The 17,757-nt window shown below is 45.5% G+C and carries 16 protein-coding genes; all 16 read left to right on the forward strand.

Features of this window, described 5'->3' with window-relative positions; all coding sequences use genetic code 11:
- Positions 1-3 precede the first annotated feature (3 nt).
- The 16 genes from OMP94_RS10055 to OMP94_RS10130 all read left to right on the forward strand — a co-directional run bounded on the left by OMP94_RS10055 (position 4) and on the right by OMP94_RS10130 (position 17,740).
- Positions 4-2,877 carry a formate dehydrogenase subunit alpha gene (locus OMP94_RS10055; RefSeq protein ID WP_266278166.1) on the forward strand — a complete coding sequence of 958 codons (2,874 nt, stop codon included), beginning with the start codon at positions 4-6 and terminating at the stop codon, positions 2,875-2,877.
- A gap of 20 nt (positions 2,878-2,897) precedes the next feature.
- Positions 2,898-3,482: a formate dehydrogenase FDH3 subunit beta gene (gene fdh3B / locus OMP94_RS10060; protein WP_266278167.1), complete on the forward strand. Its 585-nt coding sequence runs from the start codon at positions 2,898-2,900 to the stop codon at positions 3,480-3,482.
- The gene (locus tag OMP94_RS10065; RefSeq protein WP_266278168.1) at positions 3,482-3,664 is read left to right on the forward strand and encodes a hypothetical protein; all 183 of its coding nucleotides are present in this window, start codon (positions 3,482-3,484) and stop codon (positions 3,662-3,664) included. The genes fdh3B and OMP94_RS10065 overlap by 1 nt, the downstream gene beginning before the upstream one ends.
- 11 nt (positions 3,665-3,675) lie before the next feature.
- Positions 3,676-4,680 (forward strand): formate dehydrogenase subunit gamma, encoded by a 1,005-nt coding sequence (locus tag OMP94_RS10070; RefSeq protein WP_266278169.1) that lies wholly within the window; start codon positions 3,676-3,678, stop codon positions 4,678-4,680.
- A gap of 366 nt (positions 4,681-5,046) precedes the next feature.
- Entirely contained in the window at positions 5,047-6,744 is a 1,698-nt protein-coding gene (locus OMP94_RS10075) for an NAD(P)H-dependent oxidoreductase subunit E (protein WP_266278170.1), read from the forward strand.
- Complete coding sequence (gene fdhF, locus OMP94_RS10080; protein ID WP_266278171.1) at positions 6,744-9,545, forward strand: formate dehydrogenase subunit alpha; 2,802 nt, start codon at positions 6,744-6,746, stop codon at positions 9,543-9,545. The genes OMP94_RS10075 and fdhF overlap by 1 nt, the downstream gene beginning before the upstream one ends.
- A gap of 109 nt (positions 9,546-9,654) precedes the next feature.
- Positions 9,655-10,407, forward strand: coding sequence for a 5'/3'-nucleotidase SurE (gene surE / locus OMP94_RS10085; protein WP_266278172.1), 753 nt, complete (start codon positions 9,655-9,657; stop codon positions 10,405-10,407).
- The gene (locus OMP94_RS10090; RefSeq protein ID WP_266278173.1) at positions 10,404-11,063 is read left to right on the forward strand and encodes a protein-L-isoaspartate(D-aspartate) O-methyltransferase; all 660 of its coding nucleotides are present in this window, start codon (positions 10,404-10,406) and stop codon (positions 11,061-11,063) included. Before surE ends, OMP94_RS10090 begins: the two co-directional genes overlap by 4 nt.
- Positions 11,063-11,638, forward strand: a complete 576-nt coding sequence (locus OMP94_RS10095; protein ID WP_266278174.1) for a YqaA family protein — start codon at positions 11,063-11,065, stop codon at positions 11,636-11,638. Before OMP94_RS10090 ends, OMP94_RS10095 begins: the two co-directional genes overlap by 1 nt.
- A gap of 1 nt (position 11,639) precedes the next feature.
- Positions 11,640-12,449, forward strand: coding sequence for a peptidoglycan DD-metalloendopeptidase family protein (locus tag OMP94_RS10100; protein ID WP_266278175.1), 810 nt, complete (start codon positions 11,640-11,642; stop codon positions 12,447-12,449).
- An 83-nt stretch (positions 12,450-12,532) separates the two neighbouring features.
- Positions 12,533-13,610 (forward strand): peptide chain release factor 2 gene (gene prfB, locus OMP94_RS10105; RefSeq protein WP_266278176.1). Its coding sequence is split into 2 segments (ribosomal slippage): positions 12,533-12,586 and positions 12,588-13,610, totalling 1,077 coding nucleotides; the frame shifts between segments, so codons are not numbered across the junction.
- Between the two features lies 1 nt (position 13,611).
- Positions 13,612-15,105 carry a lysine--tRNA ligase gene (gene lysS / locus OMP94_RS10110; RefSeq protein ID WP_266278177.1) on the forward strand — a complete coding sequence of 498 codons (1,494 nt, stop codon included), beginning with the start codon at positions 13,612-13,614 and terminating at the stop codon, positions 15,103-15,105.
- 151 nt (positions 15,106-15,256) lie between these two features.
- Positions 15,257-15,868, forward strand: a complete 612-nt coding sequence (locus tag OMP94_RS10115; RefSeq protein WP_266278178.1) for a cold shock and DUF1294 domain-containing protein — start codon at positions 15,257-15,259, stop codon at positions 15,866-15,868.
- 138 nt (positions 15,869-16,006) lie between these two features.
- Positions 16,007-16,906 carry a lipid kinase gene (locus OMP94_RS10120; protein WP_266278179.1) on the forward strand — a complete coding sequence of 300 codons (900 nt, stop codon included), beginning with the start codon at positions 16,007-16,009 and terminating at the stop codon, positions 16,904-16,906.
- Between the two features lies 1 nt (position 16,907).
- Entirely contained in the window at positions 16,908-17,342 is a 435-nt protein-coding gene (locus OMP94_RS10125; protein ID WP_266278180.1) for a hypothetical protein, read from the forward strand.
- Between the two features lie 47 nt (positions 17,343-17,389).
- Positions 17,390-17,740 (forward strand): hypothetical protein, encoded by a 351-nt coding sequence (locus tag OMP94_RS10130; RefSeq protein ID WP_266278181.1) that lies wholly within the window; start codon positions 17,390-17,392, stop codon positions 17,738-17,740.
- Positions 17,741-17,757 lie beyond the last annotated feature (17 nt).

The raw sequence follows: 17,757 nt of genomic DNA on the forward strand, positions 1-17,757 counted from the left end.
GTCATGAAATTAATTAAACGAGACCCTGCCGCCATTATCAGTCGTTCTTCGGGTATTGACCGTCGAACCTTCTTGAAAGGCTCCGGTATTGCCGCTGGTGGTGCTGCATTCATGACCATGTTGCCAACGGCAATGATCGAAAAAGCGGAAGCTGCTGAAGGTGGTCAACCCGCATACGATGAAGGCGAAATCACCAAAGTTCGCAGTGTTTGTAGTCACTGTAGTGTCGGTTGCGGTGTGGTTGCAGAAGTCCAAAACGGCGTCTGGATTGGACAAGAACCAAGTTTTGAACATCCATTCAACTTGGGCTCGCATTGTGCAAAAGGTGCTTCTTTACGTGAGCACGGCCACGGTGACAAACGCCTTAAATACCCGATGAAAAAAGTAAATGGCGAATGGCAGCGTATGAGCTGGGAAGACGCCATTGAAGAAATCGGTCAAAAAATGCTCGATATTCGAGAAACATCGGGCCCTGACTCTGTTTACTGGTTAGGTAGTGCCAAATTCAGCAACGAACAAGCCTATTTGTTCCGTAAATTTGCTGCATTTTGGGGTAGCAACAATGTTGATCACCAAGCACGTATTTGTCACTCGACAACGGTAGCTGGTGTAGCCAACACTTGGGGGTACGGGGCGATGACCAACTCGTACAACGATATCCATAACTCGAAGTCGATTTTCATTATCGGTGCGAATCCGGCAGAGGCACATCCGGTATCGTTACAACATATTTTCCGTGGTAAAGAACGTGGTGCGCCGATCATTGTTGTCGATCCGCGCTTTACCCGTACTGCTGCGCATGCTGATCAATATATCCGTATTCGTAGTGGTAGTGATATCCCATTCGTTTGGGGCATGCTCTGGCACATTTTTGAAAATGGCTGGGAAGATAAAACCTTTATTGAGCAGCGTGTTTACGGCATGGATGATATCCGTGCGGAAGTGGCTAATTGGACACCGGACAAAGTTGAAGACTTAACCGGTGCTAAAGAAGCGGAAGTTTATCAAGCAGCCAAGACTATGGCTGAACACCGCCCGGGTACTGTTATTTGGTGTATGGGGATCACTCAACACACTGTTGGTAACAGTAACACCCGAGCCCTATGTATTCTGCAATTGGCGCTGGGTAATATGGGGGTATCCGGTGGTGGTACCAACATTTTCCGTGGCCATGACAACGTTCAAGGTGCAACCGACTTTGGTGTTGTTTCAAACAGCTTGCCTGGTTACTACGGCCTGGCTGAAGAAGCTTGGCAACATTGGGCTCGCGTCTGGGGCGTTGATTTAGACTGGCTTAAAGGACGTTTTGATCAGCGTGCTTATGAAGAATCTGATGGTAAGCAATTAAGTCCTATGTACACCAACGGTATTACCGTTTCTCGTTGGATCGATGGTGTTTTGGAAGACAAAGCCAATATCGATCAAAACGATGCTATCAAAGCGATGGTGTTGTGGGGGCACGCACCAAACAGTCAAACACGTGGCCCAGAAATGAAAGCTGCCATGGAAAAGCTCGATATGCTGGTCATTGTCGATCCTTATCCAACCGTTTCAGCGGTTATGAATGACCGTAAAGATGGTGTATATCTGCTACCCGCAGCCACCCAATTTGAAACTTATGGTTCATTGACCTCTTCGAACCGTTCGGTGCAATGGCGCTCGCAAGTTATCAAACCATTGTTTGAGTCCGAACCAGACCACGTCATCATGTACAAATTTGCCAAGAAGTTTGGCTTTGAAAATGAATTGTGCAAAAACGTCCAAGTAGTTGGCGAAGAGCCAATGATTGAAGACATTACCCGTGAATACAACCGTGGCATGTGGTCGGTCGGTTATACAGGTCAAACACCTGAGCGTTTGAAGCTCCAAGCTGAAAACCTGCACACATTTAACAAAACAACACTGCGTGCTGAAGGTGGCCCATGTGATGGTGAGTTTTATGGCTTACCATGGCCTTGCTGGGGTACAGCTGAAATGAAACACCCTGGTACTCATATCATGTATGACACGTCAGTACCTGTTGCTGAAGGCGGCGGTGCGTTCCGTGCACGTTTTGGTGTTGAACGTAATGGCGAAAACCTGCTGGCGGAAGGTTCTTACTCTGCGGGTAGTGACGTTGAAGACGGTTACCCAGAAGTCAGTGCCGACATGATCAAAGAGCTTGGCTGGTGGAATGAGTTAACGGCGGAAGAAAAAGCCGAAGCAGAAGGCAAAAACTGGAAAACTGACTTATCTGGCGGTATTCAACGTGTTGCTATCAAACATGGTTTATCACCAAGTGGTAATGCCAAAGCTCGTGCAATTGTTTGGCAATTCCCAGATCCAGTGCCAATTCACCGCGAGCCGTTGTATACCAACCGCCGTGATTTGGTTGAAAAATACCCAACTTATGAAGACCGTCGTAGCTTCTACCGGCTGCCAACACGTTATGGTTCTATTCAGGCGCAGGATTTCAGCAAAGATTTCCCGCTGATTATGACCAGTGGACGTTTGGTTGAGTATGAAGGTGGTGGTGACGAAACCCGCTCAAACCCATGGCTGGCTGAGTTACAGCAAGATATGTTTATCGAAATTAACCCAGCTGATGCTAACAATGCTGGTGTTAAAAACGGTGAACAAGTTTGGGTTGATGGACCTGAAGGTGGGTCAATCAAAGTCATGGCAATGGTTACTAATCGTGTAGATAGAGGTGTGGTGTTTATGCCTTTCCACTTTGGTGGTCATTATCAAGGTGAAAGCTTGCGGGATAAATATCCGAAAGGTTCAGATCCACATGTCCTAGGTGAGTCTTGTAACGTTGTCTTTACCTACGGTTACGACTCAGTCACAGCGATGCAAGAAACGAAAGTTTCGTTATGTCGCATCCGCGCTGTCTAATCTCAAGAGGATACTGAAAAATGGCAAGAATGAAGTTTCTCTGTGATGCCGAGCGCTGCATTGAATGTAATGCCTGTGTCACAGCCTGTAAAAATGAACATGAAGTACCTTGGGGTATCAACCGTCGCCGCGTGGTGACCATTGATGATGGTATTCCTGGTGAAAAATCTATTTCCGTTGCTTGTATGCATTGTTCAGATGCCCCTTGTGCGTCGGTGTGTCCTGTAGATTGTTTCTATACCACTGATGATGGTGTCGTTTTACACGATAAAGATATTTGTATCGGCTGTGGCTATTGCTTTTATGCTTGTCCGTTTGGTGCGCCACAATATCCGCAAGATGGTGCATTTGGTGCACGTGGCAAGATGGATAAATGTACTTTCTGCTCAGGTGGTCCTGAAGAAGATAACTCTAAAGCCGAAGTAGAAAAATACGGTCGTAACCGTATTGCTGAAGGCAAATTACCGTTGTGTGCTGAAATGTGTTCAACCAAAGCATTGTTAGCCGGTGATGGTGATATCGTTGCTGACTTGTTCCGTAGTCGTGTTGTCCGTCGTGGTGGCCGCCCTGATAACTGGGGTTGGGACACTGCATATAAGGATTAATGATGAAACGATTAAGCCTGATTATCGCGATCTTTATGCTGAGTGCCTGTTATGAAGATACAGATGTGACCATGCATAAAGCGGGTGAATACAAAGGTAGTCCTGATGAACATGCATTATCTGCTGAAGAACGTGAAGTGATTCTAAAGCAGCGTTTTAACAGTGTTCAAACGGATCGTTAATTGGAGTCCGCATGACTGCTAACGTTGCTTTAGCCAATCGTCACCGAAAGTCTTTTATCGCAACTATCGCGATATTGCTGGCTATCGTACTGCTACCACTAACTGGATATTTATATGTTGGTTTGGCAGATGCTGAGCCTGGAGCCCAAGAAACAAATCCGCGTGCCGATACTTGGCGTCAAGTTCGTGATAATTCAAAAGGTATCAGCACCGTTAAGGGGCAGGAGACCAACGAACTGATTCAAGGCGCGGGACAAAACTGGCGCCAACTTCGCAATGGCCCAATTGCAACCTATGGCAGTTGGTTGCTAAGTTTTGTCATTATTACCTTGGTGGCTTTTTACATGTGGCGTGGCCAGGTCAAAATAGGTCATCCACGAACTGGTAAGACGGTTGAGCGTTGGACTTTAAATGAGCGCCGTTTGCACTGGGTAACGGCCGTGCTGTTTATCTTATTGGCGATTACAGGACTTAGCTTGCTGTATGGTCGCTTTGCTCTGATTCCATTATTAGGTTATCCCGGCTTTTCAGCTTATGCCACAGCAGCAAAATGGATACATAATGTCATTGGCCCGGTATTTATGGTGGCCTTGTTTATCATCCTGATTAAGTGGTTCAAAGATAACCTCTTTACCAAAGTTGATATTCAATGGTTTAAAGACTTTGGCGGCATGGTGGGTGACAAACATCCGTCAGCCGGTAAGTTTAATGGTGGTGAGAAGCTTTGGTTCTGGACGTTGGCGACCGCTGGTGTTGCACTTTGTTTGTCTGGACTGGTATTGGATTTCCCGAACTTTGGCCAAGAACGTGAAATCATTATCGGTGCTCATCTGATTCACATTCTGACAGCATTTTTATTGATGTCATTCTCGTTGGGTCATATTTATATCGGTACGGTCGGTACAGAGGGTGCTCTGGAAGGGATGACGACAGGTCATGTTGATACAGCTTGGGCTGAGCAACACCATGATTTATGGTTAAAAGAATTAGAGCAAAAAGAGCACGCGAGCAAATAATCGCAAAATTGCGCATAAACGACATTAAAATTGGCATTTTTATTGCCGAATCCAAATTCAGAATAGTTTTTTAAGCCGGCTTATTGCCGGCTTTTTTGTGCCTGAAAATAATCCTGTTTTCTATCCAAAGATATATCCACGCCAAAAAGCGCCTTAAAGCTAGTAAAAATGGGCAGTCAGCCTATGCTCGAATGGCTAACGAAAAGTAGCAAAATATCAGTCCATTTTTTATGTCGGAATATTCATTAACCCAATACTTAAAACCGGTATGAACACCGCTTCACAACGGCTATCAGGTCATGGTAGTTTCATAATTTTGCGTAATTAAGAACGTTAGATTGAACAGCATATTGTAAAGAGGCAAATATGAGCGGACAGCCAATTAGCGTCCAGAAGGCAGGCGCGGCCCTTAAGAAACCTAGACCGATTGGTAAAGGGCGTCAGGTCGATATGAAAGCCTTGGCTGAAGTGCAGTCACTATTGGGTGATGAGCCCAGACGCAAAGATTTGCTCATAGAACATCTTCACAAAATCCAAGACACTTATCACTATATTTCAGCTGCCCACCTATTGGCACTTGCTCATGAGATGAAATTGTCTCGTGCAGAAGTGTACGAAGTTGCTACGTTCTATCATCACTTTGATGTCATCAAAGAAGATCAAACCCCGCCCCCACAATTAACTGTTCGAGTCTGTGATTCGATGACCTGTGAAATGCTGGGCGCTAACCAACTAATTGAATCGCTAGAAAATGGTATGGGAGAGGGCGTCAGAATCCAACGCGTTCCCTGTATTGGACGCTGTGATAAAGCGCCTGTCGCGGTAGTTGGCATGAATCCGATTGAGTTTGCCAATGTTGAAAAAGTGACTGTTGAGGTCTCGGCAAAAAACAGCAAGCCTGAAGATATCGAGCCGCTTCGTTTTGAAACCTATAGCGAGCAATATGGTTATCAGACCTATCAGCAATGCGTAAACGGTCAAATTCCGGTCGAAGATGTGCTGACCAAAATGGAAGACTCTGGTTTACGTGGTCTTGGCGGCGCGGGTTTTCCGGTTGGACGTAAATGGCGAATTGTACGAGATCAACCAGCGCCAAGATTAATGGCCGTCAATATTGATGAAGGTGAGCCTGGTACCTTTAAAGATAAATATTATCTTGACCGCGACCCTCACTGTTTTTTTGAGGGCATGCTGATCGCGGCTTGGGCGGTAGGCATTGATGAAATTTATATCTACTTGCGAGACGAGTATGCCGCCATCCGTGAGATGCTTGAGGTGGAACTGGTTAAATTAAAAAATCAGCCACCGGTACCTAATTTGCCTCAGATACACCTGCGTCGTGGCGCGGGGGCTTATATCTGTGGTGAAGAGTCAGCGATGATTGAATCCATTGAGGGCAAACGTGGTATGCCTCGGTTAAGACCTCCATTTGTTGCGCAGGTTGGTTTATTTGGCAGGCCAACGCTTGAGCACAACATGGAGTCGCTTTACTGGGTTCGCGACATTATTGAAAAAGGCCCTGAATGTTTGACTAAACATGGTCGTAATGGTCGCAAAGGCTTACGGTCTTTTTCAGTGAGCGGAAGGGTTAATAAACCCGGTGTGCATTTAGCGCCTGCTGGTATCACATTACGTGAGCTAGTTGATGAGTATTGTGACGGCATGCAAGAAGGCCACACCTTGTATGGCTATTTTCCGGGCGGGGCATCAGGCGGGATTTTGCCGGCATCGCTGGCAAATGTACCTTTAGATTTTGATACCTTGCACGAATACGGCTGCTTTATTGGTAGTGCGGCTATCGTCGTTTTTTCAGACAAAGACAAAGCAAAAGATCTTGCGGTTAATGCGATGCGCTTTTTTGAAGATGAATCTTGTGGCCAGTGTACGCCTTGCCGTGTCGGTACATCTAAAGCGGTCACACTGATGCAAGAAGCCAAGTGGGACGAAACCTTACTCGAAGAGTTGTCACAAGTGATGGTTGATGCCTCAATTTGTGGCCTCGGCCAAGCAGCACCAAATCCACTTCGCTGTGTCATCAAATACTTTCCTGAGGAGCTAAAATAATGGCTTCACAACTGCAAGAACAAATCGAATTAGTCTCGTTCACCCTTAACGGTAAATCAGTCAGTGCACGAGCCGATGAGACCATTCTACAAGCAGCACAGCGTGAGGGGATTGAAATTCCACATCTTTGCTACTCAGAGCGTCAGGGGCAAGATGGTAACTGTCGCGCTTGTGTCGTTGAAGTGGAAGGTGAGCGGGTTTTAGCACCATCGTGCTGTCGTTACCCAAGTAACGATATGAAAGTAAAAACCAACAGTGAACGGGCTTTGCATTCACAAAAAATGGTGTTGGAGTTACTAAAAGCCGATGTCAGTGAGCAGCCCCACACTTTGAATTCGGAGTTGGATTATTGGGCAGGCAAACTTGACGTCAGCACGCCAAGATTTAAATCTCGTCAACAACCTAAGCCGGATCTATCACACCCGGGTATTGCCGTTAACATGGATGCCTGTATTCAATGTACACGCTGTGTTCGTGCCTGCCGTGATGAGCAAAATAATGATGTTATCGGTTTAGCGATGCGTGGCCATCACACCGAGATTGTCTTTGATTTAGATGATCCGATGGGCGATAGCTCATGCGTTGCTTGTGGTGAGTGCGTGCAGGCTTGTCCTACCGGCGCCTTAATGCCAGCGAATGAAGTGGGTATGGTGGTGCCTGATAAGCAAGTCGATTCTGTTTGTCCGTATTGTGGTGTTGGTTGTCAGCTAACTTATAACGTTAAAGACAACAAAATTCTGCATGTTGAAGGTCGTGATGGGCCTGCTAATCATGGTCGTTTATGCGTCAAAGGTCGTTATGGTTTTGACTATGTGCATCATCCACACCGACTGACCAAACCACTTATTCGCCGTGAGGATGTGCCAAAGTCAGCTGATTTTGAGTTCGATCCCAATGATTGGCAAAAAGTATTTCGTGAAGCGACATGGGAAGAAGCGCTTGCCAAAGCCAGTGGAGGCTTTGTCAGTATTCGTGATGATCTCGGTCCGCAAGCATTAGCTGGTTTTGGTAGTGCCAAGGGTAGCAACGAAGAAGCTTATTTATTCCAAAAACTGATTCGTACTGGCTTTAAAACCAATAACGTCGATCACTGCACGCGTTTGTGCCATGCCTCATCAGTTGTGGCGCTGCTTGAATGTTTAGGTTCGGGCGCGGTATCTAATCCGGTAGCTGATGTCGATGAAGCCGAAGTTATCATTCTGATCGGTGCTAACCCAACAGTGAATCATCCGGTTGGTGCGACATGGATGAAAAATGCCGTTCGTAAAGGCACCAAGTTGGTATTGATGGACCCGCGTGGTACTGAGCTGGGCCGTGAAGCAACCTATCAATTGCAATTTACACCGGGCAGTGATGTGCCGATGCTCAATGCCATTATGCATGTCATTGTTGAAGAAGATTTGGTTGATGCTGACTTCATCAGCAGTCGAACGGAAGGTTTTGAGGCGATGAAAGCCCACCTCAAATCCTATTCACCTGAAGCCATGTCACCGATTTGTGGCATTCCTGCTCAGACATTACGAGAAGTGGCGAGACTGTATGCCACCTCTAAAGCATCAATGATTCTTTGGGGGATGGGGATTTCTCAACATGTGCATGGTACTGATAATGCGCGGTGTTTAATTTCGCTTGCATTAATGACAGGGCAAATTGGCCGTCCGGGTACCGGGCTGCATCCACTTCGTGGTCAAAATAACGTACAAGGCGCATCGGATATGGGGCTTATCCCCATGGTATTTCCGGATTATCAACCTGTTGGTGATGGCAGAGCCCGCGAGTATTTTGAACAATTATGGGAGTCACCATTAGATCCAAATCCAGGATTAACCGTCGTTGAAATCATGGATGCGATTCATCATGGCAAGTTAAAAGGTTTGTATGTGATGGGTGAGAACCCTGCCATGTCAGATCCTGATGCCAATCATGCTCGCCAGTCGTTGGCAGAATTAGATCATCTGGTGGTGCAAGATATCTTTCTAACGGAAACGGCATATCTGGCAGATATCGTATTGCCGGCCTCAGGTTTCCCAGAAAAAACGGGTACGTTTACCAATACCGATAGATTGGTTCAACTTGGACGTCAGGCATTAGATCCACCCGGCGATGCGCGTCAGGACTTATGGATCATTCAGCAGATTGCTAATGGTATGGGGCTTAACTGGCACTATAAAGATGCCTCTGAGGTCTTTGCAGAGATCCGCAAAGCTGTGCCGCATATGGCAGGTATTACATGGCAAAGACTTGAGAATGAAGGTGCCGTTGTTTATCCATGCTTTAACGAGGGCGATCCCGGCGAAGCGGTTATCTTTAAAGAAGATTTTCCTCGTGATAATGGCCTTGGTAAGTTTGTACCTGCCGATATTGTTCCTCCTGCTGAGCGTCCGGATGAAGAATATCCGTATGTATTGATTACTGGCCGGATGTTAGAGCATTGGCATACAGGCTCAATGACACGTCGCGCCAATGTTTTAGACGCATTAGAGCCAGAAGCTGTGGCAACGCTTAATCCCGTCACTTTGGATGAGTTGGGTGTACATCCGGGCGATTTAATTACGCTTTCGACTCGGCGTGGTGAAATCTCGATGATTGCACGTGCTGATTTGGCGGTACCAACCGGGGCCGTATTTATGGCATTTTGTTTCTACGAAGCAGCGGTTAACAGGCTGTCGAATGCCGCATTAGATCCGGCTGCGAAAATACCTGAGTTTAAATACTGCGCGGTTAAAGTGACTAAAGGTGGTCAACCAATGCAGTTTTTCAGTTATGGTGGCGGTCAGTCCCAAAACCAGCTGCGAAATTAAGCACAAAAACAAAAAAAGGGCATGATTTGATGCCCTTTTTTATGACTTGCAGGGCGCATTCTTGCTAAGATGAGCGCTTGTTTAATAGCGAGCCAACAAGCGGAAATACATGAAAATTTTGATCAGCAACGACGATGGCTACATGGCGCGTGGTCTACATACTCTGGCCAACTCGCTGAAAGATTGTGGCGAAATCACCGTGGTGGCGCCAGATCGTAATCGTAGTGGTGCCAGTAACTCGCTGACTTTAGAAAATCCTTTACGTTTAGACCGTTTAGACAGCGGTATTTATCGTGTTGAAGGCACACCAACTGACTGTGTGCATCTTGCTATTACTGGTCTTTTGGAAGAAGAGCCTGACATGGTTGTTTCTGGCATCAATGCTGGAGCAAATCTTGGTGATGACGTTTTATATTCAGGTACCGTTGCTGCGGCAATGGAAGGCCGGTTTTTGGGCTTGCCTGCGATTGCAATTTCACTTGCGAGCTTTGAAGGACGTCATTATGAAACTGCAGGTTGGGTTGCACAGCAATTGGTCACCCGCTTAAGTAAAGCATCACTTCCTGCCGACACGATTCTAAATGTAAATGTCCCTGATATTCCGATAGATCAAATTATTGGTTTTGAAAGTACACGCCTTGGTCACCGGCATAAAGCTGAGCCAGTGATTCGTGAACTTGATCCTCGTGGTCGCCCTATGTACTGGATTGGTCCAGCAGGAGCCGAACAAGATGCAGGTCCAGGCACCGATTTTGATGCCATTCGACGTGGCGCTGTTTCGATTACACCTTTGCAAATTGACCTGACACGTTACGATGCCATCGACGGTGTAGCGCGCTGGTTGGAAGATACAACACCATGATAAGTGATCCTCGCGGTATTGGTATGACCTCACAAAGGACGCGGGATCGCTTGATTCAACGTCTGAAAGATCGCGGTATTAACAATCAGCAGGTATTGGCGATCATGCGTCAATGCCCACGCCATCTTTTTGTTGATGAGGCCTTAGCTAGCCGCGCTTATGAAGATACCGCGTTGCCAATTGGCCACAGCCAGACAATTTCACAGCCATTTATTGTCGCGCGCATGACAGAAATTTTGTTGCAAGGTAATCCCCGCAATAAAGTACTTGAGGTCGGCACAGGCTCTGGATATCAAACTGCAGTCTTATCTGGCCTAGTGCCAAGAGTGTTCAGTGTTGAGCGTATTTCGCCATTATTGAAACAAGCTCGTGAACGTTTTTATCAACTAAAGCTCAATAATATTCGTCTCAAACATAGCGATGGCAGCTGGGGATGGGAAGAGAATGCACCGTATGACGGAATTATCGTTACCTGTGCGCCTGAACAAATCCCAGAAAGCCTATTACATCAACTCGCGCCAGGTGGTCGACTTGTTATCCCAGTGGGAACGAGCAAAGGCCAGTCTTTACGAGTCATTGACCGTAATGGCAATACGTTTGAGGAATCAGAGTGGGAGGCGGTCAGTTTTGTACCGCTACTAAGCGGACAAATCTAATGAAATTATTTTCATCTCTTTATGTGCTTACGATGAAGTGGGCACGACACAAATACGCAAGCTTCTGGCTGGCTGTGGTGAGTTTTACCGAGTCATCATTTTTCTTAGTACCGCCTGACGTTATGCTGGCGCCAATGTCGTTGGCAAAACCTGAAAAAGCCTGGTTCTATGCTTTTATTACCACGGTGGCTTCCGTTGCTGGTGGACTACTAGGCTATCTTATCGGTATGTTTGCCTTGCAGATGGTAGAGCCATGGATAATTCAGTTTGGCTATGAAGCAGGATATTTAACCGCACAACAATGGTTTAACGATTGGGGATTCTGGGCCATCTTTATGGCAGGGTTTACGCCAATTCCTTATAAAGTTTTTACTATCGCAGCTGGTGCGGTAGGCATGTTGTTACTGCCATTTATTTTAGGGTCAATGGTCGGACGTGGCCTACGGTTTTTCTTGGTTGCAGGCTTAATGCGTTGGGGCGGCCCGGCGTTAGAAAACAAATTGCATCAATGGATGGACTGGTTAGGCTGGTTAACAATCTTTATTCTTGTGACTGCTTGGCTAATACTGCGGTGATATGAAACGACTGCTGATTTTAACGACGCTTTTTTTAACTGCCTGTGGTGGCGGTAAAGCTGTTGCGCCGTTAGGTCACTATGATCGCCATTCACCACAGAAGCAGACGAGAAGCCAAACACCACCACAAACCTATACCGTTAAAAAAGGCGACACTTTATATTCCATTAGTTTTGGTTACGGTATGGATTATCGTGATGTGGCGCGCATAAATGGTATTCGTCCACCCTACACAATTTATGTTGGACAAAAATTACGGTTCAGAGGGGCATCAGCTGCGCCAGTGAGACAGCAAGTTGCAACGAGTCGGCCAAAAACGGCACCGACAACATCTGCACCAAAAACACAGGCTTCAAAACCTAAGACGAGTCAGCCAGCAAAAGCGACCCCTAAACCGTCGTCGCCACCGCCATCATCACCAGCACCAACGGGCACGGGTACGCCAGCTTGGCAATGGCCAACTAAAGGGCCTCTGTTATCAAGCTTTTCAAATGCAGAAGCAACACGAAAAGGTATCAAAATAGCTGGGCGGGCAGGCCAAGACGTCGTTGCAGCGGCTTCAGGTCGCGTGGTTTATAGCGGTAATGGTTTATCACGTTACGGCAACTTACTTATCATCAAACATAACGATGTCTACCTTAGTGCTTATGCGCACAATAGTTCATTGTTGGTGAAAGAAGGTGATAACGTCAGAGCAGGACAAAAAATCGCTACCCTTGGACGCACAGGTACACAACGAGACCAACTGCATTTTGAAATTCGCAGAAATGGGCAACCTGTCGATCCATTACGCTATCTGCCTAAACAATAAGGCCATTTTTCCGTTACAATACGCGGTTTTCTGATCAACATCGCAATCAGCAGATGAGGTGAACTTTGGAACTCGGCGCAACCATGACTCGCATTAAAAACCTTCGGGATCGCAGTGACGATCTCAGGGGGTATCTTTGACTTCGATAGCAAAGCCGAAAGCTTAGTTGAAGTCACTCGCGAATTAGAAGATCCCAACGTTTGGAATGATCCCGAACGTGCCCAAAAGCTCGGACAAGAGCGGGCGAGTCTGGAAAAGCTGGTGGGCACGTTATCCGGCCACCGTGAAACACTCGAAGATGCCAAAGAATTGTTGGAAATGGCAGTTGAGGAGGGCGACCAAGATACCTTTGACTCCATCACCCAAGATTTGGATGAATTAGAAAAAGGTCTAGAAAAACTCGAATTCCAGAGAATGTTCTCTGGCAAGCTCGATAAAAATAGCGCTTATCTGGATATTCAAGCTGGCTCAGGTGGTACTGAGGCTCAAGATTGGGCCAATATGCTGCTGCGGATGTATTTGCGTTGGGGGGAAGCCAACGAATACAAAGTTGAGCTGATGGAAGTCTCGGCCGGTGAGGTTGCAGGTATTAAGTCCGCGACGATTCGCTTCGAAGGTGAATATGCATTTGGTATGTTGCGAACCGAAACAGGTGTTCACCGCTTGGTAAGGAAATCACCATTTGACTCAGGTGCGCGTCGCCATACATCTTTTTCATCTGTGTTTGTTTATCCTGAAGTAGACGATACGATTGAGATTGATATTAATCCTGCAGATTTACGCGTTGATACTTACCGCTCAAGTGGTGCCGGTGGTCAGCACGTTAATACCACTGACTCTGCGGTGCGTATTACTCACGTACCAACTAATACCGTGGTGCAATGTCAGACTGAACGTAGTCAGCACCAAAACCGTGACAGGGCAATGAATGCCTTACGGGCAAAACTTTACGAGTTAGAGTTACAGAAACAAAACGAAGTCAAACAAGCAGCCGAAGAATCGAAGTCAGATATCGGCTGGGGCAGTCAGATCCGTTCTTACGTATTGGATCAGTCTCGCATTAAAGACCTCCGTACCGGTGTCGAAACCGGCAACACGCAAGCAGTTCTCGATGGTGATATTGATCAGTTTATCGAGGCCTCACTGAAATCAGGCTTATAAAATGACCCAAGAAACTGAATTTGATGAAAACCGGCTGATTGCTCAGCGCCGTGAAAAACTCGCTAGCATTCGTGAGCAAGGTAATGCCTTCCCGAATAATTTCCGCCGTAATGTAATGAACGGTGAATTACAAGCCGAATATGCTGAGTGGGATGGCGATAAACTGAAAGCTGAACCGCGCCGTGTCGCCATTGCTGGTCGTATGATGACCAAACGTGTAATGGGTAAAGCGAGCTTTGCGACCATTCGTGATATGTCTGGTGATATTCAGGTTTATGTCGCTCGTGATGAACTGCCTGAAGGTGTTTACCCACAGTTCAAAAGCTGGGACATGGGCGATATTATCGGTGCCGAAGGGACATTATTCCGTACCCAAAAAGGTGAGCTCTCAGTACATGTTGATAGCATTCAACTATTAACGAAATCACTGCGTCCATTACCAGAAAAATTCCACGGTCTGTCAGATCAAGAAACACGCTATCGTCAACGTTATGTTGACCTCATCATGAATGAAGCTAGCCGTGAAGTTTTCAAACTACGTACCCAAATCATTGATGGTGTACGGCGTTACCTGATGGATAAAAACTACCTCGAAGTTGAAACGCCAATGATGCAGGCGATTCCTGGGGGGGCTACAGCAAGACCATTTACGACCTATCACAACGCATTAGATATGGATCTGTTTCTGCGTATCGCACCAGAGCTATATTTGAAACGTTTGATTGTCGGTGGTTTTGAGCGAGTATTTGAAATCAACCGTAACTTCCGTAACGAAGGTTTATCAACCCGTCATAATCCTGAGTTCACCATGGTTGAGTTCTATCAGGCTTATGCGGATTACATCGAACTGATGGATCTGACGGAAGATATGCTGCGTACCGTCACGCAAAACGTACTGGGTTCAACCAAAGTGCAATATCAAGGTCTTGATATCGATTTTGCTCAGCCGTTTATTCGTATGTCGGTGAAAGAATCAATTCTGCACTTCAACCCAGAGCTTAAACCTGAGCAATTGGAAAGTTTAGAAGCAGCAAGCGAGGTTGCTAAAAACTTAGCTATTCCGCTGAAAGATAGCTACGGTTTGGGGAAAGTCCAAATCGAGATCTTTGAGAAAACCGTTGAGCATCAATTGATGCAACCAACTTTTATCACCGCTTACCCAACAGAAGTGTCACCATTGGCTCGCCGAAGTGATAGTGATCCCTTTGTGACAGATCGTTTTGAGTTCTTTGTTGGTGGCCGTGAGATCGCCAATGGTTTCTCGGAATTAAATGACGCTGAAGATCAAGCTGAGCGCTTTAAAGCTCAGGTTGCTGATAAAGATGCTGGTGATCTTGAAGCGATGCATTACGATGCGGATTACATCCGTGCTCTGGAATACGGTATGCCGCCAACAGCGGGTGAAGGTATCGGTATCGACCGTCTGGTGATGTTATTAACTGACTCACCATCGATTCGTGATGTGTTGCTGTTCCCACATATGCGACCAGAGTAAGTTACAAAACGAGCTAAATTGAAAAACGGGCTTCAGGCCCGTTTTTTTTTATTTTAAAATCTCTTAAATACATATTTAGTCTTGAGTGATAAAACAGTCATAAATTTAAGATCAGCCGCTAAAAATATAATTAATCCATGGGAAGGATAACGTGAAATTTCAAGGAAAACTAAGCAACTGGAATGATGACAAAGGCTTTGGTTTTGTTGAGCCGAATGGCGGTGGCGACAGAGCATTTGTTCATATCAAATCTTTCACAAGACGTTCGAGAAGACCCGTTGATGGCGATGTCATTGTTTATGAACTGGTGAAAGAAGCGAGTGGTAAATTCAAAGCGGTTAATGTCAGTTTTGCTCGTGATCGCGCTTTAAAAAGTAAGCCAACTCATAAGAAACCCATTGTAGGGACTATCATCATAATTACATTTTGTTTGGCATTGGCAGGGTTGGTGTCGCTTGGTCGCGCGCCAATTGAATTGCTCTATGTCTATGTAGCTATGAGTATTCTGACGTTCATTAACTACACTTTAGATAAATCAGCAGCAAAAAATAACCGTTGGCGTACATCTGAAAATCAGTTGCATTTATTGAGTCTTGCTGGCGGTTGGCCAGGTGCTTTTTACGCTCAGAACAAACTGAGACATAAATCAATTAAAAAAGAGTTTAAACAGGTTTACTGGATAACTGTGATAATGAATATTGCCGCTTTGGCTTGGCTACTAACCCCTGAAGGTTTGGAGTTCATGGGAACATTTATCAGCTAACAGTTTTCTCACTTTTCCTTAAATGACTTTAATCTCGATTATTGCACTGCAGCAACAATCCAATTAACTTCCTTCATAGCGCCAAGCTTTCATCTTCTAATTTGTACAACCATCTATTCTCAATCGAGGAGTAATAACTTGCAGCATGCTTTGTTGATTGTTAATCCGCACAGTCGAAATGGGCAAGTCGAAGCTTTGCAAGCTGCTATCGAGTTGTTGAAAAATGCAGGTATTGATGTGTCAATAAATGAGTCAGAAAGTGAAGAACATCTGGTGGCATTAATTGAAGAATATGATCGTGAAGACGGGATTGTCATCGTGGCTGGTGGCGATGGCACGATTAGTTCCGCGCTTGAAGTGATTTATAACTGCCAACGAACATTAGCGATTTTCCCAATGGGTACGGCGAATGATCTTGCGAAATCCATTGGTGTACCCGCTGACTTGTTGTCAGCTGCGCAAGTGATTGCTGAGGGTAAGCGCGAGTCAATCAGTTTAGGTAAGGTCAACGGCCATTATTTTATTAATGTCGCTCACGTTGGACTTGGTGTTGATGTGACACGTGAAATAACGCCAGAGAGTAAAAAATACTTTGGTGTGTTTGCTTATCTGACGGCCTTTTTTCGAGCACTTAAGCGTAATAAGAGTTTTAAGGTTAAGATCAATTACGATGATGGCTACTGTTCATCAAAAGCAATTCATTTAGCTGTTGGCAATGGCCGCTTTTATGGTGGCGGTAATATTGTTGATGAACGGGCGAGCTTGCTGGATGATGAATTAAGTTTGTTTTTTATCAAGCCACAACCATGGTGGAAACTTATTCTACTAGGGCCTATCCTACGTAATGGTGCCAAACACAACACTGACAGAATCGTTCGTAAGTCAGCCAAAAAGTTTAGTATTCAAACCACGAGACCCAAGTCACTAGAGGCCGATGGTGAATTCAAAACCAAGACGCCAGCAGCGTTTGAAGTTATCCCTGAAGCCATCAAAGTGATAGTTGGTGAGCCGCCAATACCAACCTCAGGAACAAAGTGAGATGTCGATAATACGCTCAGATGAACAAGCCGATGCGCTAGAGATTTTGAAACAAGTCATTGAGACAGCCAACTTTTACCGTGCAATGGGGGCATTATTAGCCGAAGAAGACGGTCATGAAGCGCTCGAAGAGATTGCTAGTCAACGTGAAGAATATATAGAACCATTCCAAAACATCGTAGAAGAACTAGATGAATTCCCGTCAACGCCAGACTCAGATAAAGAGCTAGTCGAAGAGTTGGCAGGTAAACTGACGAAATTACTCTCAGCAGATTTTAAACAGGCTATTCACGATAAATGTTTGAACAAAGATCAGGTTTTAGCGGATTTGATTGGGCAGACTGTTTTAGTTGAACAGTCAGCAGAATATAAATTGCTACTCGATTCTTTGGCTGAGCATTTAGCTAAAACCAAAAAATATTTGCACTCAGTTTAAGTGCCATAAAATTTATTTGATGCCTTTATGTTTATTTGGGAGTGTTGATGATTTTTGTTGAAATGTCTGACGATGAAATTTTAGCGATAGCTAATCCAATAATGGATAACTTGATGGATGGCTCAACAGAAATTAATCATAAAAAACATATTAAAGATTTCACAGACCGTTTGAAGACAATCGTTAGCCAAGATTATCTACAAAAAGTGTGTGAACAATACCAATCACAAAAAGGCTTTTTTGCAGCGCGTCAGCCTGTTGCTGTCTTTAGACGACCTGATTCGGTAGCCATTATTTGGAAGCAGTTTTTCACAAAAGCTGAAGGTGAGTTTGTTGCTGAAATGGTGTTGGTTCAGAAAGACGGCCAATATCTCTGTGACCATGTCATGGTTTTTTGAGTAAGGGTAATCTCGGT

Source organism: Methylophaga sp. OBS3 (assembly GCF_026319325.1).
In the GTDB taxonomy this organism is placed as follows: Bacteria; Pseudomonadota; Gammaproteobacteria; order Nitrosococcales; family Methylophagaceae; genus Methylophaga.

Bases quoted from the DNA above. Each gene is read 5' to 3' on its own strand.
- OMP94_RS10075 (WP_266278170.1), top strand. From the start codon at position 5,047: ATGAGCGGACAGCCAATTAGCGTCCAGAAGGCAGGCGCGGCCCTTAAG.
- fdhF (WP_266278171.1), top strand. From the start codon at position 6,744: ATGGCTTCACAACTGCAAGAACAAATCGAATTAGTCTCGTTCACCCTT.
- lysS (WP_266278177.1), top strand. From the start codon at position 13,612: ATGACCCAAGAAACTGAATTTGATGAAAACCGGCTGATTGCTCAGCGC.
- OMP94_RS10065 (WP_266278168.1), top strand. From the start codon at position 3,482: ATGATGAAACGATTAAGCCTGATTATCGCGATCTTTATGCTGAGTGCC.
- OMP94_RS10055 (WP_266278166.1), top strand. From the start codon at position 4: ATGAAATTAATTAAACGAGACCCTGCCGCCATTATCAGTCGTTCTTCG.
- fdh3B (WP_266278167.1), top strand. From the start codon at position 2,898: ATGGCAAGAATGAAGTTTCTCTGTGATGCCGAGCGCTGCATTGAATGT.
- surE (WP_266278172.1), top strand. From the start codon at position 9,655: ATGAAAATTTTGATCAGCAACGACGATGGCTACATGGCGCGTGGTCTA.
- OMP94_RS10070 (WP_266278169.1), top strand. From the start codon at position 3,676: ATGACTGCTAACGTTGCTTTAGCCAATCGTCACCGAAAGTCTTTTATC.
- OMP94_RS10100 (WP_266278175.1), top strand. From the start codon at position 11,640: ATGAAACGACTGCTGATTTTAACGACGCTTTTTTTAACTGCCTGTGGT.
- OMP94_RS10095 (WP_266278174.1), top strand. From the start codon at position 11,063: ATGAAATTATTTTCATCTCTTTATGTGCTTACGATGAAGTGGGCACGA.
- OMP94_RS10130 (WP_266278181.1), top strand. From the start codon at position 17,390: ATGATTTTTGTTGAAATGTCTGACGATGAAATTTTAGCGATAGCTAAT.
- OMP94_RS10090 (WP_266278173.1), top strand. From the start codon at position 10,404: ATGATAAGTGATCCTCGCGGTATTGGTATGACCTCACAAAGGACGCGG.
- OMP94_RS10125 (WP_266278180.1), top strand. From the start codon at position 16,908: ATGTCGATAATACGCTCAGATGAACAAGCCGATGCGCTAGAGATTTTG.